The following is a 22,925-nucleotide window of genomic DNA, read 5'->3' on the forward strand; positions in this document are numbered from 1 at the left end:
ATGTCCGCTATACAAAGGCCCGCCACGGATACTGCGTAGCGGGCCTTTTCACATCTGAGGCTGTGCCCTCGTGTCCATGAGAGTCCCATGAGCCAAGTAAAAGATCCTCTTCACGGTGTAACGCTGGAGGCCATCCTTGTCGAGTTGCATGCGCGCTTCGGCTGGGATGGTCTCGCCAAGCGGGTGGATGTCAGATGCTTCAGCAATGAGCCCAGTATCAAATCCAGCCTCAAGTTTCTGCGTAAGACACCCTGGGCGAGGGCGAAAGTCGAAGCGCTGTACGTCGAAGAGCAACAAGCGGGCCGCTAGTCCGTCCGCGCACGGCGCATCTCACTAATGTGCCGTTCGGCGATTACTTCTCGATCCCACTCAAGTTTGCTCTGTGCTATCCGACTCTCTGTAACAGATTGATTCGTCGTGACCGGCGAGTCGAAATTGCCAGCGAATCGCTATCATGGAGCTCATGCGATGAGAAACAACGGGCCGGTAAGCAACACAGAACGAGCTTTTCCGGCGCATCAGCGACTGATTTCTGCAACCGATACGCAGGGCAAGATCCTCTATTGCAACGACGAATTCGTTGCCGTCAGCGGTTACTCTCGATCCGAGTTGATCGGCAGCGATCACAATCTGGTGCGTCACCCAGATATGCCTCCAGCCGTTTTCGAGACCATGTGGCGCTACTTGAAGGCCGGCAAAAGCTGGATGGGGGTGGTCAAGAACCGCTGCAAGAACGGCGATTTCTACTGGGTCAGCGCCTATGTCACACCTATTTTCGACAGCGGCAAGCTGACTGGCTACGAGTCGGTTCGGGTCAAACCAACCGCTGATCAAGTGGCCCAGGCTTCCGCCCTGTATGAACGCCTGCGTGCCGGTAAGCCGGCTGTCCCTATGGGGCGCAGAGTGAAGGGCTGGGCGCGTGCACTGGCGCTGCCTATGGGCGCAGCGGCTCTGGCGGCAGGTGGCATCTTCTGGCTGCCGCCGGCAGTGGAAGCGGTTGTCGTGCTCGGCCTGTTCTTCGCGCTGGGGCTCAGCTGCCACTTTGCAGCGGAGCGGCAACTGCAGCAGATTCTGCAACGTGTTCCCGAGGCATTCACCGACCCGGTGGTTGCGCTTACCTATACGCATCAGCACGGTAACGCAGCACGGCTGGAGATGGCGCTGGTCAGTGAGGATGCGCGTTTGCGCACGGCCTTGACGCGCCTGTCCGACCTTGCTGGGCAGGTTGCAAGTGCTTCTGCCGAGACTTGTTCTTTGGCCAGCCGGACCGAAAGCGATCTGCGTCAGCAGCGCGGTGAAACGGATATGACGGCCACTGCGGTCACTCAGATGACCGCATCGATTACTGAAGTGGCGGGGCACGTTCAACACACGGCGGAGGAAGCCACCACGGCAAATGCGCTGGCCGATGACGGTGACCGAGTCGCCGCCAATTCCCGCAAGGCGATGGAGATGCTAGCCAGAACTGTTACCAACATAGGCAACGCCGTTAACCAACTGGCCGGCGAAACTCAGCAGATCATGTCTGCCGCCGGCATGATCCAGAGCATCGCTGAACAGACCAACCTGCTGGCCCTCAACGCAGCCATTGAAGCCGCGCGTGCCGGCGAGCAGGGTAGGGGGTTTGCCGTGGTGGCCGACGAGGTCCGTGCATTGGCGAGCAAGACCCGCGATTCTACCCAGCAGATTCAGGCCATCATCCAGTCGCTGACCAGCAAGGCAGACGAGGCCGTGGCCATCGCGCAGATCGGTGACAAGGAGGCAGCGCAGGGGTTGGCTCAGGTCGTCGAGGCGCAGCAGGCGTTGCAGGGTATCCGTGATGCGGTCAACCGTATCACCGGCATGAGTCAGCAGATGGCGGCGGCGGCCGAGGAGCAGGCGCATGTAGCTGAGGATATCGCCCGCCAAGTAACCAATATCGCGGTGACGACCGACAGCAATGTTGGCAAGGCGGACCTAGCCATGCAGCGAGGCCGTGAACTGGAGTGCGCCGCGCACGGGCTTCGGGCACTGGTCGAGCGCTTCAATCGCTGACCTTTGCGCAAACAAAAAGCCCGGCACTGAGCCGGGCTTTTTATTGGCAGGACGCTTACTGAACTTCGACCGCCAGGCTGTCGGCGATCTTCTGCTGCCAGAGCGCTGGTCCGGTGATATGCACCGACTCGCCGTTGGTGTCGACGGCAACGGTGACCGGCATGTCCTTCACTTCGAACTCGTAGATGGCTTCCATGCCCAGCTCGGCGAAGGCCAGCACCTTGGACTTCTTGATCGCCTGGGCAACCAGGTAAGCCGCGCCGCCAACAGCCATCAGGTAGACGGCCTTGTTGTCCTTGATTGCGTCGATGGCGATCGGACCACGCTCGGACTTGCCGATCATGCCCAGCAGGCCAGTGCTCTCGAGGATCTGGCGGGTGAACTTGTCCATGCGCGTCGCGGTGGTCGGGCCAGCCGGGCCAACCACTTCGTCACCGACCGGATCGACCGGGCCGACGTAATAGATGAAGCGTCCCTTGAGGTCTACCGGCAGTTCTTCACCCTTGTTCAGCATGTCGACCATGCGCTTGTGTGCGGCATCGCGACCGGTAAGCATCTTGCCGTTGAGCAGGACGGTTTCGCCCGGCTTCCAGCTCTGCACTTCTTCCGGGGTGATGGTGTCGAGGTTGACGCGGCGCGCGCTCGGGCCGGCTTCCCAGACGATTTCCGGATAGGCGTCCAGCGGCGGCGGGGTCAGCTCAGCAGGGCCGGAACCGTCGAGCACGAAGTGTGCGTGGCGCGTAGCGGCGCAGTTGGGGATCATGCATACCGGCAAGGAAGCGGCATGGGTCGGGTAATCCATGATCTTCACGTCGAGCACGGTGGTCAGGCCGCCCAGGCCCTGTGCGCCGATACCCAACTGATTGACCTTCTCGAACAGCTCCAGACGCATCTCCTCGATGCGGTTCTGCGGCCCGCGGGCCTTCAGCTCGTGGATGTCGATGGATTCCATCAGGACTTCCTTGGCCATCACCGCGGCTTTCTCGGCGGTGCCGCCGATGCCGATGCCGAGCATGCCTGGCGGGCACCAGCCGGCGCCCATGGTCGGGACGGTCTTCAGGACCCAGTCGACGATCGAGTCGGACGGGTTGAGCATGGCCATCTTCGACTTGTTTTCCGAGCCGCCGCCCTTGGCTGCGACGTCCACTTCAACCTTGTCGCCGGGAACGATGGAGTAATGAATGACGGCGGGGGTGTTGTCTTTCGTGTTCTTCCGGGAACCTGCCGGGTCGGCCAGGATCGAAGCACGCAGCACGTTCTCGGGCAGATTGTAGGCTCGGCGCACGCCCTCGTTGATCATGTCGTCCAGGCTCATGGTCGCGCCATTCCAGCGCACGTCCATACCGACGCGCACGAAGACGGTGACGATGCCTGTGTCCTGGCAGATCGGGCGATGACCGGTGGCGCACATGCGCGAGTTGATCAAGATTTGCGCCATGGAGTCGCGGGCGGCCGGTGATTCTTCACGCAGGTAGGCTTCATGCATCGCCTGGATGAAATCGACGGGATGATAGTAAGAAATGAACTGCAAAGCGTCAGCGACGCTTTGAATCAGGTCGTCTTGCTTGATCACGGTCATGCAGCGCGTCCTCATGCGGGGCGATAAGAGGCGCGTCGGGAGTGGCAGTCGACGCGCCGCGAAAAAAAATGCGGCGCAGTATAACGCGTCAAGCTGCGCGGTACACGGATGGACCAGGAGCGATGGGAATGTCGGCTAGGTTTTTGTTTTCGGTAAGCGTAGAGTGCGGCAAATTGCCACGGCGGGAAGGATCCCTATGAGTGCGATGCGTGACGAGACCGATATGCGTACTTTGCAGCAATTGGTTACGCGGCGATTCGCATTGGCCTCCGTGACCTATGGTTTGGCGTTGCTACTGACTTGGGTGGCAGTAGCCGGCGGGTTCTACGAAGCCTCCGTTGCCAGTGCGATCGTGCATTCGGCGTTGATAGTCTTGAGTCAGTTACTGTTCTTCTGGCTTTTCCACCGCGGTCTCAATCTGCGTTTCAAGGACCCCAGCCTGACCGAGCCTCAGGTGCTGGTTGCGTTGCTATGGCTGACCTTTTTTCTGTTCAACCTGGGCAGCGCGCGCGGCTCGCTGCTGGTGCTCTACTTGCTGGTGATGATGTTCGCGGTGTTTCTGCCGCCGAAAGTGTTCATCCGCTACGCCGCGCTGGCTTTTGTCAGCTTCGTCGGCATGGCTGCGTTGGATTATTTCCTGCAGCGTCCGGTTGATCTCACGGTGTTTCTGCTGCAGGCCAGTGTGCTGCTGGTGACGCTCGTCTGGATGTGCCTGTTCGCCGGCCATGTGTATCGCCTGCGTCAGCGTATGCGCCAACGACGCTTCGCGCTTCAGGCGCACCAGGACACCTTGCGCGGCATGATGCGGCAGCTTGAAGACTTGGCATCCACCGATGAGCTGACTGGGCTGTATAACCGGCGGCGCTTCCTGCGTATCGCCGAAGGCGACCTGAGCCGTCTGCGCAAGGGGCATCAGTCCGGCTTGGCGTTGATTGATCTGGACCACTTCAAGCGCGTCAACGACATTCATGGGCACGCCACCGGAGACCGCGTGTTGCAAACCTTTGCCAATGTGGCGCGAGCCTGCCTGCGTGATGGTGATGTGCTCGCCCGGTACGGTGGGGAGGAGTTCGTGCTGTTGATCCCCAGCACTGACGCTGAGCAGTTCTCCGCCTGCTGTGAACGCCTGCGCGAGGCCTTCGCCATTGCCAAGCCAGAGGATGCTGACATCGCTGCCGGCCATCTCAGCCTCTCCATCGGCCTGACTTTGCTGAATGCCGGCGATGATCTGGATGCGGCGCTGCAACGTGCCGACGAGGCGCTCTACCGAGCCAAGCGCGCCGGGCGTAATCGCTGTGAGCCTGCATGGGTTACCAGCGATGCCTGAGCTGAGTTGCGCCGGAAGGCGTTGGAGCGTTGCGCCCGCTACGAATCTGCTCGATGCATTGGTCGAAGCCGGCTTGCCCGTGCCATCCAGCTGCCGTGCCGGCAGTTGCCACGCCTGCCTGGTGCGCTGTACGGCAGGCGAGCCGCTGGACGCGCAGCCAGACTTGCTGCGCGCTGAGCAACGCGAGCAGGGCTGGCGCCTTGCCTGCCAGTGCCGCATCGTCGGCGACCTGAGCGTGGAGGTCTTCGATCCTCAGCGTGACGGGCAGGCGGCGCGAGTCGAGCATCTGCAATGGCTAAGCCGCAGCGTGCTGCGCCTGCGTCTGCTGCCAGAGCGACCGCTGCGCTATCGAGCCGGCCAGCACCTGGTGTTGTGGACGGGAACAGAGGTTGCCCGGCCATATTCGTTGGCCAGCCTCCCCGGAGATGATCCTTGGCTGGAGTTCCACCTCGATTGCAGCAGGCCGGGTGCGTTCTGCGATGCGGCCCGACAGCTGTGCGTGGGCGACACGCTGCGGCTGGGTGAGCTACATGGCGGTGCATTGCACTACGAGCCGGATTGGTCCGAGCGGCCTTTGTTGCTGCTGGCATCGGGAACCGGGCTGGCGCCCATGTGGAGTCTGCTGCGCGAGAGCCTGCGTCAGGGCCATTGCGGGCCGATCAGGCTGCTGCATGTCTGCGGTGACGGTCACTACCTGAGTGAACCACTGCGCGACCTTGCGGGCAGACATGAAAATCTGCAGCTCGAATTGATTGATGCGAGCCAGCGTGACAGCGTTCTACAGGCACTGCGGCCGACATCGCGGCGGGAAATTGCGCTGCTGTGCGGTGGGCCGGAGTTCGTCGAGACGTGCGCCAGGGGCCTGTTTCTTGCGGGGTTGCCCCGCGGGCAGATATTCAGCGATGCATTCGTGGGCGCAAACCGCCCTGCGTAGATAGCATCTCGTCTGCGCCGATACAGAAAGCATGAGGCCGGCGAAAGCCGGCCTCATGTCGAATCCCGGCGAGCTTACTGATCGCCGACTCGCAGGATCTTCATCGTGTTGGTGCCGCCGGTACTGTCGTGGTAGCTGTCACCCTTGGTAAGCACCACCCAGTCGCCAGGCTGCACGATGTTGCGCTTGAGCAATTCCTCGACGGCCATCTGGCTGACCTTGTCTGCCGGCATCGCGGCCGGATCGAAAGGCACGGTCTGGACACCACGGAACAGCGCGACGCGGGCTTGGGTTGCGCGGTGTGGGGAGAAGGCGAAGATTGGCACCGCAGAACGTATGCGCGACATGATCAGCGGTGTATAGCCACTTTCGGTCAGCGCAATGATGGCCTTGACGCCAGGGAAATGGTTGGCGGTATACATGGCCGCCAATGCAGCACTCTCGTCGCAGCGTTCGAACTGTTGGCCGAGGCGGTGACCGGACTTGGTGCTGGTCGGGTGCTTCTCTGCGCCACAGCACACGCGGGCCATGGCCTTGATCGCCTCGATCGGGTATTCGCCGGCGGCGCTTTCTGCCGAGAGCATTACCGCATCGGTGTAGTCGAGCACTGCGTTGGCTACATCGGACACTTCGGCGCGGGTCGGCATCGGGCTGTGGATCATCGATTCCATCATCTGGGTCGCGGTGATCACTACTTTGTTGTGACGACGCGCGTGCAGAATGATCTTCTTCTGAATACCGACCAGCTCGGCGTCGCCAATTTCCACACCCAGATCGCCGCGCGCCACCATCACGCCATCGCTGGCGCGGATCAAGCCGTCCAGTGCTTCATCGTCGGCCACTGCTTCGGCCCGCTCGATCTTGGCGATCAGCCAGGCGTCGGAGCCGGCCTCATCACGCAGACGACGCGCCAGTTCCATGTCGGCGGCATCGCGCGGGAAGGAAACAGCAAGGTAGTCGAGCTGCAGGTCCGCGGCCAGCTTGATATCGGCCTTGTCCTTGTTGGTCAGCGCCGGCGCAGTCAGACCACCGCCCCGGCGATTGATGCCCTTGTTGTCCGACAGCGGTCCGCCGATCAACACGGTGCAATGCAGTTCATCCGCTGTGGCGTTGTCGACGCGCATCACTACGCGCCCGTCATCGAGCAGCAGTTCGTCGCCGACAGTGCAGTCCTTGACCAGATCCGGGTAGTCGATTCCGACCACTTCCTGGTTGCCGGCATCACGCGGATGGGTGACGGAGAAGCGGAAAAGATCGCCTTCCTTCAGCTCGATACGCTTGTCGGTGAATTTGGCGATGCGGATCTTTGGTCCCTGTAGGTCGCCGAGCAGCGCGACGAAGCGGCCGTGGCGCGCGGCGATTTCGCGGACCAGTTCGGCACGGGCGCGATGCTCGTCGGGGTTGCCGTGGGAGAAATTCAGGCGGGCGACATCCAGCCCGGCGACGATCATCTTCTCCAGGACCTCCGGTGAGCTGCTTGCTGGGCCCAGGGTGGCGACGATCTTGGTGCGACGCGGAATCATTCAATTGCTCCTTTTTCTGGCTGGACCCGAGGCTACTATGCTCCTCCGTTGTAGTCATCGCCTGGCGGCCACTACTCTTTCGGCTTGCCGGACGGGCTGTCTGCAGGTTTTCTGAATGCGGTCGATACAGGAGGCATACGGAGGAACCCATGCGCACCCTGATTATCGTTTTTCTAAGTCTGCTAACCGTCGGCTGCAGCAGCCGTCATGCTTTCGATCGCCATCTGGACGCGGCCTACCAGCATTACGAGGCCGACAACTGCGAGCGGGTGATGCAATCACTGTCGCAAGCAGAGCGCCGCAGCAAGCCGCGCAGTCAGGTTCAGCCCGAAATATCGCTATTGCGCGGCCAATGTCTTGAGCGTCAGGGGCTGTTCGTCGATGCTGGTGAAACCTACCGTTTCATCGTCGAGCGATATCCTGCTAGTGAGTACGCTTATCGCGCCCGTGCACGGCTGGAGACGCTGAGGCAGCTTGGCCATTATCATGTCGAAGCGCCGCCGGTGGTTCAGCCGGCTAAACGTTGATGCCGTGATCGAAGGTCTGGTGAGGGAACATGCGAGCTTTGCTGCTTACTGCCGTGCTGGTGCCGATGCTGGCATCTGCTCAGATCTACCGCTGGACCGATGCCGAGGGGCGCGTGCATTTCGGCCAGCGCCCGCCAGCTGGCGCGGAACAGGTCAACGTGCGACCACAGGTGGTAGAGCGTGACGAACAAACCCGCGCGCGTGAAGCTCGCAGTGAGCGTTTTTTTGATGCGCGGCGGCAGGAACAGCAGGAGGCGCGCGAGCAGGCGAGCGAGGCCCGCGTCGCCCGGGAGCAGGAGTGCGGGAGTTTGCGCAATCAGCTGTCACAGCTGCAACTCGGCGGACGCTTCTTCCGTAACGATGCAGCTGGAGAGCGGGTCTACTACAGTGATAGTGAATTAGAGGCGGCTCGACAGCGTCTGGCAGCGCGTATCAGCCAGGAGTGCAACTGAGCCGAATGAACTCGAATCGCAGGGCTCAGGCTGAAGGCTTCAACGACATGATCATGGCGAACCAGCGTCGTATCCAGCGGCACCAGTTGCCGTACTACCTCAATGTTTTCAATCGGTTTACCGAGAAGCCGTTGGGCTTTATCGGCAACCTGTCCGAAGGTGGGCTGATGTTGATCAGTCCCTATCCGATGATGCTCGGCGTGCGCTTCGATATGCGCCTGAAAATACCTGTACAGGCGGGCCAACAGCTGCGTCATGTGGATTTCAGCGCGTTCAGTCTGTGGTCCAGTGAGGATGTGACACCAGGCAGTTACGACACGGGCTTCTCCCTGATCGAACCACCGAGTGACATCCGCGAGATGATCACGGCGCTGCATCACTACTTCAGTTTTCAACCGATGCTGCACTTTGCTGCACCGCATCTTACCGGTGCGGCATCTGACCGTTTTACTGACAAGGATTGCTGCCACGGCCTGTAGCCGCATTCATAGCGATCCCGTTTTCTTCCAAGACAGATAGCGTCCGATCAGTGCGGGGCCCAGATCGCACGGCTGTACGTCCATAACAGGTGTGCCGCGGGCAGCCAGTCGTTTGTGGAGCTCCTGGCGTGCGCTCAGGTAATCCTGCGCGCCACAGTAGTCGAGGGCATCCTGCAGGGTTTCCACCGGGCGCAGACGCAGGTGGTCCAGCACCTCTTCACGCAGGCTCACCAGCAGCACGCGATGTCTGCGGCCGAGGCGCGCGAGCGCAGCATGCAGCTCGACATCGTCTTCGTCGCGCAGGTTGCTCAGCACGATCACCAGGGCCCGGCGCTGCTGTCGCATCAGCAACTGATCGACTGCTGCTGCGAAATCTGCCGGCTGCTGGGTGGGTTGCAGGTCGTAGAGGCTGTTCAACAACACCCGCAGATGTTGCTGGCCTTTGCCCGGTGCGACATGTCGCTGCTCGCCGGCGAAGGTACAGACGCCGACAGCATCGCCTTGGCGCAACGCGGCATAGGCGAGTAACAGCCCGGCATTGAGGGCGTGGTCGAAATGGGTGAGTTCGCCATCCTGACTGCGCATGCGACGGCCACAATCGAGCATCAGCATGATCTGCTGGTCGCGTTCGTCCTGATATTCCCGGGCAATCGGCGTTCGCGTGCGCGCGGTGGCCTTCCAGTCGATCTGGCGCAGGGTGTCGCCCTCGCGGAACTCGCGCAGCTGATGAAACTCCAGGCCAAGCCCCCGGCGTGGATGCTGGCGAACGCCGAGGCGGTTCAGCCAGACATCTATCGCCTGCAAACCGGCATCATGCAGTTGCGCGAAGTCGGGGTACACGCGTGTCTCGTCGGCCAGTGGGAGCAAACGGCGGTTGCGCCACATGCCAAGGCGGCTGGTCAGACGAATGCTGCAGTGACGCAAAGCAAAGCGCCCGCGCTGGGTCGGGCGTAGGCGGTAGTCGAGTCGACAGTGCTCGCCTGGCTGCAGTCGAACGCTTTGTGGAAGCTGCTCGAAGGCCATGCTTTCAGGCACGTGGTCGAACAGTTCGATTTCTACCGCTCGGCCGTGGTCGTTGCGAACGGTCAGTTTTACGGTGCTCCAGTGCCCGAGCGGCAGGTTGCCCGATAGGCTTCGCTGCACGGCGGGCATGGGCAGGCGCCGGAGATCGATCACGTCAATCAGGGCGGCCACGCCCAGTGCCAGTAACAGCCCCCACCAGATGGGCTGCCAGCTACCGGCGTCAATCTGCAGTGCTGCAAGGATGCCGAGCGGCACGGCCAGCAGCAGCATCGCAGCCAAGGCGATGAGCAGGCGACGGGACGGTGTCATGCGCGCGGAGCCGCGACCTGATCGAGTACCTGTTGCAGTACCTGATCCACCGATAGCCCCTCAATGTCCAGTTCCGCCGACAGCCGCACTCGATGGCGCAGCACCGCCAATGCGCAGGACTTGATGTCATCGGGTGTAACGAACTCGCCGCCACGCAGGAGTGCTCTGGCGCGACCACCGCGTACCAGTGCAATGGATGCACGCGGGCCTGCGCCGAGGGTCAGGCCCGGCCAGCTGCGAGTACTACGAGTCAGACGCACGGCGTAGTCCAGCACCTGCTCGTCCAGCGGCAGCTCGCTGGCAATCTTCTGTAGCGCCATCACGTCGCGAGCTTGTACCAGTTGGCGCAACGGGCTGACGTCTAGCATGTCGCCGCGGGCCGAACGGGTGACCTGACGCACCAGCTCCAGCTCTTCGTCTGCCTGCGGGTAATCCATGCGCAACATCAGCATGAAGCGATCGAGCTCGGCTTCGGGCAGTGGATAGGTGCCCTCCTGTTCGATGGGATTCTGCGTGGCCATGACCAGGAATGGTTGCGGCACGGCCAGGGCCTTGCCTTCAAGAGTCACCTGACGCTCCTGCATCACCTCGAGCAGGGCGGCCTGCGTCTTGGCCGGCGCGCGGTTGATTTCGTCGGCCAGCAGTAGATTGGTGAATACCGGGCCCTTGCGCAGCTTGAACTGCTCGCTCTGCATGTCATAAACGGCATGGCCGGTAACATCGCTGGGCATCAGGTCGGGGGTGAACTGGATGCGCGAGAACTCGCCCCCAAAGCAGCGTGCCAGCGCCCGCACGAGAAGCGTCTTGCCCAGGCCGGGCACGCCCTCGATCAGGACGTGGCCACCTGCGATCAGGGCGACCAGGATGCCGTCGACGACTTCGTCCTGACCGATCACCGCTTTGTGCAGTTCGTCGCGCAGGGCCTGGGCCAATTGGCTGGCACGCAGACGTTGGCCTGCGGGGTTGGCGGCTGGGGCAGGAGTGTTCGATTCGGAGGTGTTTTCGCTCATAGCGCGTTCCTGAGGGTTTGCAGGTAGGCGACCTGCCGGGTGAATTCGGTGGCTGATAGGCGTTGTTGCGACAGCGGGCGCATGGCTCGATCCACGTTTACGATCGGTAGCTGCGAGAGCTGTGCGAGCAGCGGCAACTGCGCCTTGGTCGGGAGATGCTCGAAGCCGGGGTGACGGTGATTGGCGCGGCGCTGGATGTCCTGCTGCAGATGCCGCAGTAGGGTGTCCTGTCCGCCGTGGCGCAACAGGAAAGCGGCCGCACCATGCAAATGCTCTTGTAGCTGGCGTCGCGCGGGGCTGGCCGGAGACTGCATCGGCCCGAAGCGCTGCCCGACATGCCAGAGCCCGAGCAGGACGAGCAGCCCGAGTGCCACGATCAGCTCTGGAAAGTGGCGGCGCAGTTGCGTCAGCAGTCCGTCGTGCTCGCTACGGTGTACCAGTGTCACCTCGCTGTCCTGGGTCAGGTACCAGAGCAGCCAGGCGTGGTCGTAATCGTCGATGTTGCGGTTCTGCCAAATCCAGCTGTCGGTGAGGGCTGTGATCAATCCTTCGCCGTGCTGCAGCTGGAGCATGTGGGTAGCGCCAGCACTGTTGGCCCAGGCGTGGGCTCGGTTGTCGGCATCGTAGAGGTGAAAGTCGGTGTCGAATGCCAGGTAAGCGGGCGCACTTTCATTCTCCAGATAGAGCTTGGTCAACTGCGGGTGGCGTTCCGCTGAAGATGATTGGGGCAGCTGATCACTTTCGTCCATGTCATCGGCTGCATACTGCTGCAGGTTGAGTCGATCGAGCAGCAGGTCGCCGCTCTTTCCCGCTTCCTCATCCCACAGGCGTTCTGCAACGACGACTAGGTGGCCGCCGGCAGACGCCCAAGCCAGCAGGCGATCGGTTTGCACGGGCGTCAAGTTGCGACGATCGCCGAGCAGGAGCAGAGTCTGGCCCGCGGTCGGCAGCGTCTCCAGCCCGGCAATGCCTTCGTGCTGGGATACCTGCAGCCCAAGGTCGCGCAGAAAAAGCTCGGCGGCGAGATAAGTGTTGCTTCGGGCATGGGGAGCAGGGCCGTGCTCGACGACTTCTTCATAGGATTGCAGCTGGCTGCCCAGCCAGATGATCAACAGCCCAAGTAGCAGAACCGCGACGGCGGCCAGGAGGCGGGGGCGGGGGCTGTTCATGGCTTGGCCTCCCTGCTGAACAACGCACGCCAATCGCCGCATAGCTGGTCGCGGGTTGCCTGGCTGGCAGGTTGGTGCCCGTAAGCTTGGGCCTGCCAGTGACGCGTGAGGTGCTCGGCAAAACGGGACAGCGCCTCATGCTGCAGCTGGTGTACGTGCTGAAGCACTTCGCCCTCGGTATACGCTGCTTTCAACGGCAGCTGGAAGTCATGCAGTAGGCGACTGAGCAAGCCGCGATAGAGCAGCGCCAGCGCTGCTCGTGGGTCGTGTTGCCAGAGTCGTTCGACCTCGCCGGGGATATCGGACGGCAGGCTTTCGGGCGCGACGTCGAGGCCGAATAGCTGTGTAGGTGATGGGCTGCGTCGCCTGCGCGGCAGCCGCACTCTGCCTCCGAAGGTCTGTAACCAATCGCGGTAACGCCACAGTACGAGCGCGACCAGCGCGGCCAGTACCGCCCACAGCAAGACTTCCAGTGCTTGCGCCAGGTTCTCCAAACCATGCCACAGCGACCCGCCTTGTAACAGGCGTTCGATCAGGCGCGCCAGCGCACCGGGTTGCTGAGCGTCGTCAGCGTCGCCAAGGCGCCAGCGGGTAACCGTTTCGCGGTGTTGAAAGGGTGGCTGGTCGAGCAGTTCCTTGATCTGTTGCCGCGACGCTTCGCTGGTCAGCGGCTGGAGGAGCAGACGTCCGTCATCTGGCCCAAGCTGCAGCTCATCGGGCTGCGATGTGGGTGCCGCCCAGGCAGCGTGGTCTGCAGGCCAAAGCAGCAGGCTGCATGCCAATAGCAACGCTGGTATTGCACCTAATAGACGCTGGCGCAATCTGCGGAAGGCCAGCTCGATGTCCCACGCTTCGAGATGAGTTCGGCGGTTGAGATAAAGGCTAAAGCCGCAGGCGACGTAGATCGGCTCCCAGACAATCAATACCAGTACATACAGCAGATTGGACAGGTGTTCGAACCAAAGCCATTCACCACTGAGACCGAGCAAATCTTCCCAGTTCCAGCGCTGCACCAATTGCGCCGGCAACAGGAAGTACAGCACTCCAAGCAGGCCGAGCCAGAGCGCCCCTTCGAGATGCACGCCAACTATGGTCAGCCAGCTTGCCGCGCGCCCGTTGCGCAGGTTCAGCGTTATCAGGCGTTGTCTGCGTGCCTTGCCGTCGAGCCCCTCGAGTTGCTGTACGGGCAGGTCGAAGCTGCGTGTCATGCTGAGACGGCGCCAGGTGAGGCTGGCGAACCACTGCGGACGCAGGAGTCTGGGAAAGGCCTTCAGGCTTTCCCGGAAGTCAGGTGTTTGGCCGAACAATGCCTTGGACAGAATGTGCAGCGGCATTCGCTCGTAAAGCGGCTTGAGCCACCAGAACAACAACAGGGCCAGGCTCGGGTGCTGCCAGAGCAGCAGGCTTATCAATCCGAAAACCGGCAGCGTGATGGCTGCCCAGCTGGCCATCAACAGCGGCGCATGGCGTCTGGCGAGCAGCGTACCAAGGTCCAGCGCCTCCCAGGGACTGCGCGGGCGGATAGAGACACTGGCATCACTCAGCTGCATGATGACCTCGCCCAGCCAGGGAGAAATAGGCTCCCACCAGCAGCCACAGAAAGGCGCCTACGACGTACTTGATTACGGGCGTGGTCAGGGTCATCGATGACCAATACGCCTCGACGAATGCCGCGATCAGCAGAAAAACGGTAGCACCGCAGACCAGTTGGATCCCACGCTTGGCTGCCTGGCGCAAGGCTTCAGTTCGGGGTAGCCGGCCTGGTGCCAATAACGCCGCGCCAAGCTGCAATCCTGCTGCGCCCGCGAGTGTGATGGCTGTCAGTTCGAAGGCGCCATGGCCGATGACGAACGACCAGAACGGCTGATGGTAGCCGATCCCGGTCAGGTGGCCTGCCACGGCGCCGATCATCAGACCGTTGAAGAGCAGAAAGAACAGGCTGCCAAGCCCCAGCAGCAGTCCGCTGGCAAATGTCTGGAAGGCGATGCCGATGTTGTTCATCACGTAATAGCCGAACATCAGCCAGTCGTCGCTGGCGCCTCGTTCGGCGAAGCGGCCCAGGCGGCGTGCCTCCGGGTCGTACATCTGTTCCATCTGCGTGACCTGATCGGGAGTCAGAAGGCTATAGACGAGATCCGGGAATGCGTACACCAGCACGCCCATGCCGATCAGGCTGCCGTAGAACAACAGGCTGGCGGCCAACACGTAGCGCCATTGAGCACGCACCGAGCTGGCGAAGCCGCCAATAACGAAACCCAGTAGCCGGCCGAGCAAGGGGCTGCGGTGCCGGTAGAACTGCTGATGGCCGCGCAGCGCCAGCAGATGTAGCTGTTCAATCAGCTGGCTGCTGTAACCGCGCGACTCGGCCAAGGCGAGCTGCTGACAGAGTCGTCGGTAGGCTGCGGGGAATGTTTCGGCTTGCCCCGGGCCTGGCTTGCCGCGCTCCAGTGCCTCCAGCTGGGCTGATAATGCCTGCCACTCGACGTGGTGTTGGCGCTCGAACAAGGCTTGCTTCATGGGGCGCCTACCAGAGTGCGCGCGATGCCGTGGATTTTCGCCTCGGCATGCTCGGCCGTGGTTGCCAGCGGCTCGGCGAGGATTGCCGCGAGTTCAAGACGCCGCTCGACGGAAAGACTGTCATGGCGCTCGGCAAACCCGATCAGCGCGCGTTGATCCTCGAGGGTCAGGCTGAGCGCGATCGCTGCGGCCTCCGCGTCGGGAAGCGCGGGGCGGGGTGTGGGCTTTTCCTGATAAACCACCAGGGTACCGGCAGCAAGGTCGCCTAGGCGTTTGAAGAGAGGGTGACCGAGGCAGCTCAGCGCGCCGAGAAAGTACCCGAACGGCAGCATATCGACGAACCGCAATAGGTTGCGGGTGAGCGAGGAGGTCCAGCCGACGGGTGTGCCGTCGTCGTGCACGACACGCAGTCCCAGCCAGTGCTTGCCGGGCGTACGGCCCTGATTAAACACCTCGAACAGCACCATATACCACCACTGCACGAGGAACAGCAGCAGAGCCCCCAAACCCATGCCGAACTTGCCCAGCAACCCGAAAGTAATGAACAGCGCCAGCAGGATAGCGGCGCGAATCGCCAGGTCGATGGCAAACGCGAGTGCGCGTGGCACCAGCCCGGCTGGGCGCAGCAGCAGGTCAATGCCTTCGGGCGTTTCTACGCGATGGCTATTGTCGAGCAGCGGTTGGCGATCGAGAGTGGAAGGCAAAGGTAAAATCGTCTGAGGCAGGCAAAGGTCGATGCTATGCGGCAACCCGCTGCTGCGGCAATGCATGAACGAGTCGAGCTGCACCTGATGGGCCGGTGGGGGCGCAATTATGGCGAAATGCCCGCTTCATTGCAGGATGTTGTTCGCAGACACGCCCGCTGGGTGGGTTGCGGCTGCAATGGTCAGGCCGTCGCCTGTCTGGAGACAACGGTTTCCCGGATCGGCTGATAGACTGCTGCGCTGATCGAGAAGGAATCTCCCGTGACTTCAAGCATCTTCTGGTATGACTTCGAAACCACAGGGGTGTCGCCCAGCCGTGATCGCCCATTGCAAGTTGCGGGTATCCGCACCAATGAGGCGCTCGAGGAAATCGGCGAACCGCTGAACATCTATTGCCGCCCTGGCGATGACATTCTTCCGCATCCAGCTGCTTGCCTGGTGACGGGGATCACCCCGGCAACCCTGCGGCAGAAGGGGCTATGCGAGGCTGAATTCATCCAACGGCTGCATCAGCAACTGTCGATGCCCGGCACGTGCGGGGCCGGCTACAACAGTCTGCGCTTCGATGACGAGGTGACCCGCTACAGTCTGTATCGCAATTTTTATGACCCTTACGCGCGTGAGTGGCAGGGCGGCAATAGCCGTTGGGATCTGATCGACCTCGTGCGCACGGCATACGCGTTGCGTCCGGAAGGATTGGTATGGCCGGAGGAGGAGGGGCGTGTCACGCTCAAACTCGAACGGCTGAGCGTAGCCAATGGACTGGAGCATCTGAATGCCCACGATGCGTTGTCCGACGTGCGTGCCACCATCGCCCTGGCTAGGCTCGTGCGCAGCTATCAGCCGAAGCTGTACGACTATCTATTCAATCTGCGCCGCAAGCAGGCGGTGCTTGAACAGATCAATTTGCTCGAGCCGCTGGTGCATGTGTCCGGTCGTTTTTCCGCCGCCCGGCATTTCCTCTCGGTTGTTCTGCCGCTGGCCTGGCATCCGCGCAATCGCAATGCGCTGATTGTCTGTGACTTGCAGGCCGAGACCGGGCCACTACTGCAGGAAAGCGCCGAAACGCTGCGCAGGCGTCTGTACACCCGTCATGACCAGCTTGCGGTGGGTGAGCTCCCGGTGCCCCTCAAGCTGATCCACGTCAATCGGTGCCCTGTAGTGGCGCCGCTCAAGGTGCTGCGCGCGCAGGATATCCAGCGTCTTGGCGTGGATATGTCGGTTTGCCTCGGGCGTGCAGCCGCTCTGCGTGATCAAAAGCACGTCTGGGGCGGTAAGCTCGATGATGTATATCGTGAGGAAGGTTTCGTCGGCAGCGATGATCCTGAGCAACAGCTATATGACGGTTTTCTTGGCGAACGGGATCGGCGCCTATGCGATCAGATTCGGAACTTGACCCCTGCCGAACTGGCGAGGCAGCAGTACCATTTCGATGATGCGCGCCTTGAAGAACTGCTATTTCGGTATCGTGCCCGTAACTTTCCCGAAGCGTTATCCGTCGAGGAAAAATCGCACTGGTACCGTTTCTGCCAGCAGCGCTTGAGCGAAGAGGCGTGTGGCGCGCCCAATACTCTTGGGCAGTTCGACACAGAGATACAACGGTTCATGGCCACTGCAACACCTGCTCAGCAACAACTGTTGCAGCAATGGCATGCGTATGGCAGCGAGATGCGTGAACGTTACGGATTAAACAACTAGTGCGTTGCAAGCGCGGCAGTCTATTCGTACGCGAAACCTGGTGCTGGGCTGGGCTGAGTGACCCACAATAAAAAACGCCGCGTCCCGACAAGGTTGTTAATGTCGGGACGCGGCGTTGGTTATAAAACCGGCGTTGCTTAGCCTAGAAGAGTGGCCCAGCTTTCAACGGTTTCAGAGCCCCACTGGGCTTTCCATTCTTTCAGCGTCTTGTGGTTGCCGCCCTTGGTTTCAATCACTTCGCCGCTGTGCGGGTTTTTGTACTGCTTGACGCGGCGAGCGCGCTTGCTGGTCGTCGGCGCTTTGGCAGTGCGCGGGCTCTTGCCGGCACGCGAGGCTTCCGGATCGAGCAGGGCGATGATGTCGCGCAGTGACTTCTGGTATTCGCCCATGAGTTCGCGCAGTTTGCCTTCGAACTCCAGTTCCTTTTTCAGTTTGTCATCTTCGGAGAGCGACTTCAGACGCTCCTGAAGTTCCTTGATGGCCTCTTCTGTGGCGCGATACTCATTGATCAGTGACATGTGACTTCCTTGGTATAGGTTTGAACGCAAGTGGCAGCAATCATAGTCCTGCGTAATGCGCAAGTAAATATGGAGGCGTAAAAAAGCGGGGCTACTATTTGAATGGATATTTCCTGAAGCGGCGAGTAGCTAATACCTGAACTGCACAAGCTTAAAACACCCGTGATCCTTGATTTATTGGACAGGTTTTTTCGATAGATTTTATGTGTTTGTTTACATGCATGCGCCGCGGGGCGACAGCCAGGCGGTCTGTCTGGATTTCTGGTAATTGGCTGAGGTGCTTCAGCGTTTATCGTGATGGCCGTGGTTTTGCCGGCTGAGCTAGAATGCCGCGTTTTCCTTTGAGTCGGAGTACCGTTAATGCGCACTTTCAGGCTGGTTATTGCCTGTCCCGATGGCGTTGGCATTGTTGCCAAGGTCAGTAACTTCCTCGCCACCTACAATGGCTGGATCACTGAAGCCAACCACCACTCCGACCATCAGAGCGGCTGGTTCTTCATGCGCCATGAGATTCGTGCGGACTCGCTGCCCTTCGATCTCGACGGATTCCGCCAAGCATTTGCGCCGATTGCTCGAGAGTTCTCAATGGAGTGGCGCATTACCGATTCGGAGCAGCGCAAGCGCGTGGTGCTGATGGCAAGTCGCGAGTCCCATTGCCTGGCTGACCTGTTGCACCGCTGGCACAGTGGGGAGCTGGATTGCGATATTCCGTGCGTGATCTCCAACCACAATGACCTGCGTAGCATGGTCGAGTGGCATGGCATTCCCTACGTACACGTGCCGGTCGATCCTGCCAACAAGCAGGAGGCCTTCGCCGAGGTGACTCGCCTTGTGCACGAACAGCGTGCCGACGTTATTGTGCTGGCCCGCTATATGCAGATTTTGCCCTCGGAGCTATGCGAAGAGTTCGCTCAGCGCGTGATCAATATCCATCACAGCTTTCTGCCGTCCTTCGTTGGTGCCAAGCCGTATCACCAGGCCTCGCTGCGCGGCGTGAAGCTGATCGGCGCCACCTGTCACTATGTCACCGAGGAGCTCGACGCCGGCCCAATTATCGAGCAGGACGTGGTGCGCGTCAGCCATCGCGACAGCATCGAGGACATGGTTCGGCTAGGCAAGGATGTGGAGAAGATGGTGCTTTCTCGCGGTCTGCGCTATCACTTGGAAGACCGCGTTCTGGTACACAGCAACAAGACCATGGTATTCAACTGACAGCCCGGAGTCACCGTGACCGACCCCCTCGAGCGAGCCGTAGCCAAGGCACCACCCATCATCGGTAGTGGCTGTACGCAGCGATACGACCCCGAAGCGCTGTCGTCCGAGCAGGGCGCCGACTTCGCTGAGGCTGCGGCGCTCTGGGTTCGCTTGCAGAGCGAGGAGGCCGGTCGGGATGCGGCACAGGCCAGGTCAGTGGCGGCGAGGGAGAACGGTCCATTCGGGCCGGGCGAACACGGCACGGAGGCGGGTTGATGAAGGCAGTGATTGATCGTCTGATACTGGGTGCAGATGCCTCGGGCGAGCCGAACGGTCAGTCCTTACGTCTGGCCAATAGGCACGGCTTGATCGCAGGAGCAACCGGCACTGGCAAGACAGTGACGTTGCAGCGCCTGGCTGAGCAGTTCAGTGACGCCGGGGTTGCGGTGTTCGCCGCTGACATCAAGGGGGATCTCAGCGGCCTGGGCGCAGCCGGCGTTCCGCAAGGCAAGATCGCCGAGCGGATCGCCAGCATGCCCTGGCTGGATCATCAGCCACAGGCATATCCGGTTACGCTGTGGGACGTGCATGGTCGAAGCGGGCTCCCTTTGCGCACCACTTTGAGCGAGATGGGCCCGCTATTGTTGGGCAATCTGCTGCAACTGACCGACAGCCAGCAGGCGGCGTTGTACGCCGCGTTCAAGGTAGCGGATCGCGAAGGTCTGCTATTGCTCGACTTGAAGGATCTCAAGGCGTTGCTCGCGCACCTCAAAGCTGAGCCTCAGGTGCTGGGCGAGGATAGTGCGCTGTTCACGGCAGCCTCGTCACAGGCCTTGCTCAGACGGCTAGCGACACTCGAGCAACAGGGTGTCGAGGCGTTGTTCGGTGAGCCAGCATTGCAGCTCGAGGATTTGCTGCGCCCGGCGCCGGATGGACGAGGCGTTATCCACTTACTCGATGCCAGCGTGCTGGTGCACGAAGCACCGAAAGTCTATGCAACGTTTCTGCTGTGGCTTCTCGCCGAATTGTTCGAGCAGCTGCCGGAGCGCGGCGATGCCGACAAGCCGATGCTGGCACTGTTCTTCGATGAGGCGCACCTGTTGTTTGGTGATACCCCAAAGGCGCTTCAGGAGCGGTTGGTGCAAGTAGTGCGGCTGATTCGTTCGAAGGGGGTGGGCGTCTATTTCGTTACCCAGTCCCCTGCCGACCTGCCTGATCAGGTGCTGGCGCAACTTGGCTTGCGTATTCAGCATGGCTTGCGGGCTTATACCGTCAAAGAGCAAAAAGCACTGCGCTCGGTGGCCGATGGTTTTCGCGCCAACCCAGACTTGGTGACGCTGGAGGTGCTCACTCAGCTGGGGATCGGCGAGGCGCTGGTTGGTGGGCTGGAAGAAAAGGGCACGCCGGCGATGGTGCAGCGGGTGGCGATTGCGCCGCCCCAGTCGCGTGTTGGGCCGCTGAGCGAGGCGGAGCGTGCGGGGCTTGTCGCTCAGTCTGGTCTGCGCAGTCGTTACGACAAGGTTTTTGATCGTGAATCGGCTTATGAGATGTTGAGTGCTCGCGCTATGCAGGCCCCTGAGCCACTCAGTGGTAAAGCCGAAAAGCCTCGGCGAGGTAAGAGCAATTCTGAAAGCGATATAGGCGATCTAGCTGGGCGAGTAGTCAAAAGCGCATTGAGTCAGGCCGCCAGTCAACTGGGGCGACAGTTGGCAAGAGGCTTATTAGGCTCTTTGTTGGGCGGTAAGCGCTAATATTTCGGCTTCGGGTCCAAGGCTGCTATCGCCAGTCAGCGTATAGGCTGCTCTGAAGGCTGTTTTCGACATGCCTGAAATCCGAATTACGCCTGTTCTGCCACATTACTCTCGTGGCCAGAACGTTTTTCCTGTTCAAGCTTCTGCAGCTCTTGCTGAAAAACCTGATCAAGAACAGTGGGTTTTTTTCGCCATGGCTTGCGCTCAGGTTCGCGTTCAGCAGCGTAAGTCGTAATTTCACCGCCGTAAACATTGGTAAAGCGCTGGGCCTGGCGCTCAAGTTCGGCGCGCAGTTCTTCTTTCGTCACGTAAGGATCCTATTGTTTAAATTTCAATTAAGACGCATCTGAAACGGAAAAGATGCAGCCTCGTTGTAACCGTAATTTTCCGGTGCGGGGGTGCGAGCTTATGTCTATGAGACCCAAGGGCAATAGAAAAGGTTTAAGTAACTACAGGCAAGCGACAGATTCGAGTAGTAGTTCAAAAAAGCGAGGCATACAGAGGCAGCAAAGTACGGCGCTGTGTTTTTGCTATGAGGGGAGTATGCCCGCGATGGAGTGTATAGAGCCAGAATTCGTAAAAGAAAAACCCGCCGAAGCGGGTTTTTCTTTTCTACCAGCAGGGATCAGCGGGCAACTTTTGCTTCACTGCTCTGCTCGGCGCGTCCATAAACGTCATCGAAGCGTTCGATGTCGTCTTCGCCCAGATAGCTACCGGACTGGACTTCGATGATCTCCAGTGGAATCTTTCCCGGGTTGGCGAGGCGGTGTACCGAGGTGATCGGAATGTAAGTCGACTGGTTCTCGGTCAACAGGAAAGTCTTGTCGTTACAGGTGACCTGAGCGGTACCGGAAACAACGATCCAATGCTCGGCACGGTGGTGGTGCATCTGCAGAGAAAGGCTGGCGCCGGGGTTCACGCAGATGCGCTTGACCTGGAAGCGGCCACCCATGTCCACCGAGTCGTACCAGCCCCACGGGCGGTAGACGGCGCAGTGGTTCTTGGTTTCGCTGCGGTCTTGGGCGTCGAGCTTGCTGACCAGCTTCTTGACGTCCTGCACCTTGTCCTTGTGGGCGACCATCATGGCGTCCTTGGTCTCCACTACCACGATGTTGTCCAAGCCCAGTACCGTGACCAGCTTGCCGTTGCCGTGAACCAGGCAGTTACGCGAATCCTCGGCAATCACATCGCCTTTGAGGACGTTGCCATTCTCGTCTTTCTGGTGCACATCCCAGATCGAGGACCACGAGCCGACATCGTTCCAACCGGCAGACATGGGGACCACGCACGCCAGTTGCGTTTTTTCCATCACTGCGTAGTCGATCGAGTTGTCCGGGCAGCAGGCAAAGGTGGCCGGATCGATCAATACTTCGTCGCCGTGCTTCACGCTGCGCTCGAGCGCCAGCGTGCAGGTGTCGTAGATGTCCGGGTCATGCTTCTTCAGCTCGTCCAGGAACACGCTGGCGCGGAACAGGAACATGCCGCTGTTCCAGAAGTAGTCACCCGACTCCAGATAGCTCTGGGCGCGCGCTTCATCAGGCTTTTCGACAAACTGAGCGACACGCTTGATGCCCTCTGGCAGGCCGTCGTTAGCATCCTGGCTACCTTTGATATAGCCAAAACCGGTTTCCGGGCGAGTCGGCGGAATGCCGAAAAGCACCATCTCGCCATTCTCGGCAGCATTGGTTGCCAGCGCCAGCGAGCGCTGGAATGCCTTCTGGTCTTCGATCACGTGGTCTGCCGGCAGGACCAGCAGCAGTTCGTCGCGGCCTTCCTCTACCAGCTTCATCGCTGCAATGCCGATAGCCGGAGCGGTGTTGCGGCCAAAGGGCTCAAGCAGCAAACCTTGTACGCCGAGTTTACGAGCAGCGAGCTGCTCCTTGACGATGAAGCGGTGATCTTTGTTGCACACCAGCAGGGGCTGCTGCATGCCTTCAAAGGCCAGGCGCTCAACGGTCTGTTGAAATAGCGTTTGTTCGCCTGTTAGCGCGAGGAATTGCTTGGGGAACGACTTGCGGGAAAGGGGCCACAGTCGGGAGCCGCTACCACCTGAAAGAATAACCGGGATCATATTGCTTCTCCTGAAAACGTTTCGAAGGTCGTTCTACTTGTCCGGTGACGCCAGCCTCATGGCAGCGCCTGGGGTTTCGTGTTCTTTAGCGCAAGCCCCCGGATGG

Annotated in this window: 22 protein-coding genes and 1 pseudogene; 12 read left to right on the plus strand and 11 right to left on the minus strand. The window is 60.7% G+C overall.

The window, feature by feature from the left end; all coding sequences use genetic code 11:
* Positions 1 to 87 precede the first annotated feature (87 nt).
* The 3 genes and pseudogenes from AAEZ08_RS12900 (at position 88) to AAEZ08_RS12910 (ending at position 2,034) form a co-directional block, all read left to right on the plus strand.
* Positions 88 to 309, plus strand: a complete 222-nt coding sequence (locus AAEZ08_RS12900) for a VF530 family protein (protein ID WP_427702784.1) — start codon at positions 88 to 90, stop codon at positions 307 to 309.
* 159 nt (positions 310 to 468) lie between these two features.
* Positions 469 to 789, plus strand: a pseudogene (locus AAEZ08_RS12905) (PAS domain-containing protein); the annotation flags it as partial.
* 147 nt (positions 790 to 936) lie between these two features.
* Positions 937 to 2,034 (plus strand): methyl-accepting chemotaxis protein, encoded by a 1,098-nt coding sequence (locus AAEZ08_RS12910; RefSeq protein ID WP_500124465.1) that lies wholly within the window; start codon positions 937 to 939, stop codon positions 2,032 to 2,034.
* A 55-nt stretch (positions 2,035 to 2,089) separates the two neighbouring features.
* Here the strand turns inward: AAEZ08_RS12910 and AAEZ08_RS12915 are convergent, their stop codons facing one another.
* Positions 2,090 to 3,613: a fumarate hydratase gene (locus AAEZ08_RS12915; RefSeq protein ID WP_500124425.1), complete on the minus strand. Its 1,524-nt coding sequence runs from the start codon at positions 3,611 to 3,613 to the stop codon at positions 2,090 to 2,092.
* Positions 3,614 to 3,809: 196 nt separating this feature from the next.
* Here AAEZ08_RS12915 and AAEZ08_RS12920 point away from each other — a divergent pair, with 196 nt between their 5' ends.
* Together AAEZ08_RS12920 and AAEZ08_RS12925 are read left to right on the plus strand one after the other, a co-directional pair.
* Positions 3,810 to 4,940, plus strand: a complete 1,131-nt coding sequence (locus AAEZ08_RS12920; protein WP_058063929.1) for a GGDEF domain-containing protein — start codon at positions 3,810 to 3,812, stop codon at positions 4,938 to 4,940.
* The gene (locus AAEZ08_RS12925; protein ID WP_500124426.1) at positions 4,933 to 5,874 is read left to right on the plus strand and encodes an iron-sulfur-binding ferredoxin reductase; all 942 of its coding nucleotides are present in this window, start codon (positions 4,933 to 4,935) and stop codon (positions 5,872 to 5,874) included. Before AAEZ08_RS12920 ends, AAEZ08_RS12925 begins: the two co-directional genes overlap by 8 nt.
* A gap of 74 nt (positions 5,875 to 5,948) precedes the next feature.
* Here the strand turns inward: AAEZ08_RS12925 and pyk are convergent, their stop codons facing one another.
* Entirely contained in the window at positions 5,949 to 7,397 is a 1,449-nt protein-coding gene (gene pyk, locus AAEZ08_RS12930; protein ID WP_003285903.1) for a pyruvate kinase, read from the minus strand.
* A 149-nt stretch (positions 7,398 to 7,546) separates the two neighbouring features.
* Here pyk and AAEZ08_RS12935 point away from each other — a divergent pair, with 149 nt between their 5' ends.
* The 3 genes from AAEZ08_RS12935 to AAEZ08_RS12945 are packed head-to-tail and all read left to right on the plus strand — an operon-like array spanning position 7,547 to position 8,855.
* Positions 7,547 to 7,924, plus strand: coding sequence for a tetratricopeptide repeat protein (locus tag AAEZ08_RS12935; protein ID WP_003285905.1), 378 nt, complete (start codon positions 7,547 to 7,549; stop codon positions 7,922 to 7,924).
* A gap of 29 nt (positions 7,925 to 7,953) precedes the next feature.
* Positions 7,954 to 8,376 carry a DUF4124 domain-containing protein gene (locus AAEZ08_RS12940; protein WP_003285907.1) on the plus strand — a complete coding sequence of 141 codons (423 nt, stop codon included), beginning with the start codon at positions 7,954 to 7,956 and terminating at the stop codon, positions 8,374 to 8,376.
* A gap of 47 nt (positions 8,377 to 8,423) precedes the next feature.
* Complete coding sequence (locus AAEZ08_RS12945) at positions 8,424 to 8,855, plus strand: PilZ domain-containing protein (RefSeq protein ID WP_036992261.1); 432 nt, start codon at positions 8,424 to 8,426, stop codon at positions 8,853 to 8,855.
* 6 nt (positions 8,856 to 8,861) lie between these two features.
* Here AAEZ08_RS12945 and AAEZ08_RS12950 read toward each other — a convergent pair whose 3' ends face one another.
* From AAEZ08_RS12950 to AAEZ08_RS12975, 6 genes are read right to left on the minus strand one after another with little or no spacing between them, the layout of a single operon-like run.
* Positions 8,862 to 10,187, minus strand: coding sequence for a DUF58 domain-containing protein (locus AAEZ08_RS12950; protein WP_500124427.1), 1,326 nt, complete (start codon positions 10,185 to 10,187; stop codon positions 8,862 to 8,864).
* Entirely contained in the window at positions 10,184 to 11,197 is a 1,014-nt protein-coding gene (locus tag AAEZ08_RS12955; protein WP_500124428.1) for an AAA family ATPase, read from the minus strand. Before AAEZ08_RS12955 ends, AAEZ08_RS12950 begins: the two co-directional genes overlap by 4 nt.
* Positions 11,194 to 12,366, minus strand: coding sequence for a DUF4350 domain-containing protein (locus AAEZ08_RS12960; protein ID WP_483030905.1), 1,173 nt, complete (start codon positions 12,364 to 12,366; stop codon positions 11,194 to 11,196). Before AAEZ08_RS12960 ends, AAEZ08_RS12955 begins: the two co-directional genes overlap by 4 nt.
* The gene (locus tag AAEZ08_RS12965; RefSeq protein ID WP_500124429.1) at positions 12,363 to 13,916 is read right to left on the minus strand and encodes a DUF4129 domain-containing protein; all 1,554 of its coding nucleotides are present in this window, start codon (positions 13,914 to 13,916) and stop codon (positions 12,363 to 12,365) included. The genes AAEZ08_RS12960 and AAEZ08_RS12965 overlap by 4 nt, the downstream gene beginning before the upstream one ends.
* A complete protein-coding gene (locus AAEZ08_RS12970; RefSeq protein ID WP_003285916.1) occupies positions 13,903 to 14,883 on the minus strand; it encodes a stage II sporulation protein M in 981 nt (326 codons plus the stop codon). The genes AAEZ08_RS12965 and AAEZ08_RS12970 overlap by 14 nt, the downstream gene beginning before the upstream one ends.
* Positions 14,880 to 15,587, minus strand: a complete 708-nt coding sequence (locus AAEZ08_RS12975) for an RDD family protein (RefSeq protein ID WP_058063934.1) — start codon at positions 15,585 to 15,587, stop codon at positions 14,880 to 14,882. Before AAEZ08_RS12975 ends, AAEZ08_RS12970 begins: the two co-directional genes overlap by 4 nt.
* 261 nt (positions 15,588 to 15,848) lie before the next feature.
* On the opposite strand from AAEZ08_RS12975, the gene sbcB reads away from it, so the two are divergent.
* Positions 15,849 to 17,285, plus strand: a complete 1,437-nt coding sequence (gene sbcB / locus AAEZ08_RS12980) for an exodeoxyribonuclease I (RefSeq protein ID WP_003285919.1) — start codon at positions 15,849 to 15,851, stop codon at positions 17,283 to 17,285.
* A gap of 137 nt (positions 17,286 to 17,422) precedes the next feature.
* Here the strand turns inward: sbcB and mvaT are convergent, their stop codons facing one another.
* The gene (gene mvaT / locus AAEZ08_RS12985; protein WP_003285920.1) at positions 17,423 to 17,803 is read right to left on the minus strand and encodes a histone-like nucleoid-structuring protein MvaT; all 381 of its coding nucleotides are present in this window, start codon (positions 17,801 to 17,803) and stop codon (positions 17,423 to 17,425) included.
* A 360-nt stretch (positions 17,804 to 18,163) separates the two neighbouring features.
* On the opposite strand from mvaT, the gene purU reads away from it, so the two are divergent.
* Genes purU through AAEZ08_RS13000 form a run of 3 tightly spaced genes read left to right on the plus strand, consistent with a single transcriptional unit; the run spans position 18,164 to position 20,748 of the window.
* Entirely contained in the window at positions 18,164 to 19,015 is an 852-nt protein-coding gene (gene purU, locus AAEZ08_RS12990) for a formyltetrahydrofolate deformylase (RefSeq protein ID WP_500124431.1), read from the plus strand.
* A gap of 15 nt (positions 19,016 to 19,030) precedes the next feature.
* Positions 19,031 to 19,273: a hypothetical protein gene (locus tag AAEZ08_RS12995; protein WP_500124433.1), complete on the plus strand. Its 243-nt coding sequence runs from the start codon at positions 19,031 to 19,033 to the stop codon at positions 19,271 to 19,273.
* Entirely contained in the window at positions 19,273 to 20,748 is a 1,476-nt protein-coding gene (locus tag AAEZ08_RS13000) for a helicase HerA-like domain-containing protein (protein WP_003285924.1), read from the plus strand. Before AAEZ08_RS12995 ends, AAEZ08_RS13000 begins: the two co-directional genes overlap by 1 nt.
* A gap of 86 nt (positions 20,749 to 20,834) precedes the next feature.
* On the opposite strand, the gene AAEZ08_RS13005 is transcribed toward AAEZ08_RS13000, so the two are convergent.
* Together AAEZ08_RS13005 and AAEZ08_RS13010 are read right to left on the minus strand one after the other, a co-directional pair.
* Positions 20,835 to 21,056 carry a hypothetical protein gene (locus tag AAEZ08_RS13005; RefSeq protein WP_036992254.1) on the minus strand — a complete coding sequence of 74 codons (222 nt, stop codon included), beginning with the start codon at positions 21,054 to 21,056 and terminating at the stop codon, positions 20,835 to 20,837.
* A gap of 317 nt (positions 21,057 to 21,373) precedes the next feature.
* Positions 21,374 to 22,819, minus strand: a complete 1,446-nt coding sequence (locus AAEZ08_RS13010) for a mannose-1-phosphate guanylyltransferase/mannose-6-phosphate isomerase (protein WP_058063937.1) — start codon at positions 22,817 to 22,819, stop codon at positions 21,374 to 21,376.
* Positions 22,820 to 22,925 lie beyond the last annotated feature (106 nt).

Source organism: Pseudomonas sp. E45-MNA-CIBAN-0222 (assembly GCF_040310405.1).
Lineage (GTDB): Bacteria > Pseudomonadota > Gammaproteobacteria > Pseudomonadales > Pseudomonadaceae > Stutzerimonas > Stutzerimonas stutzeri_AC.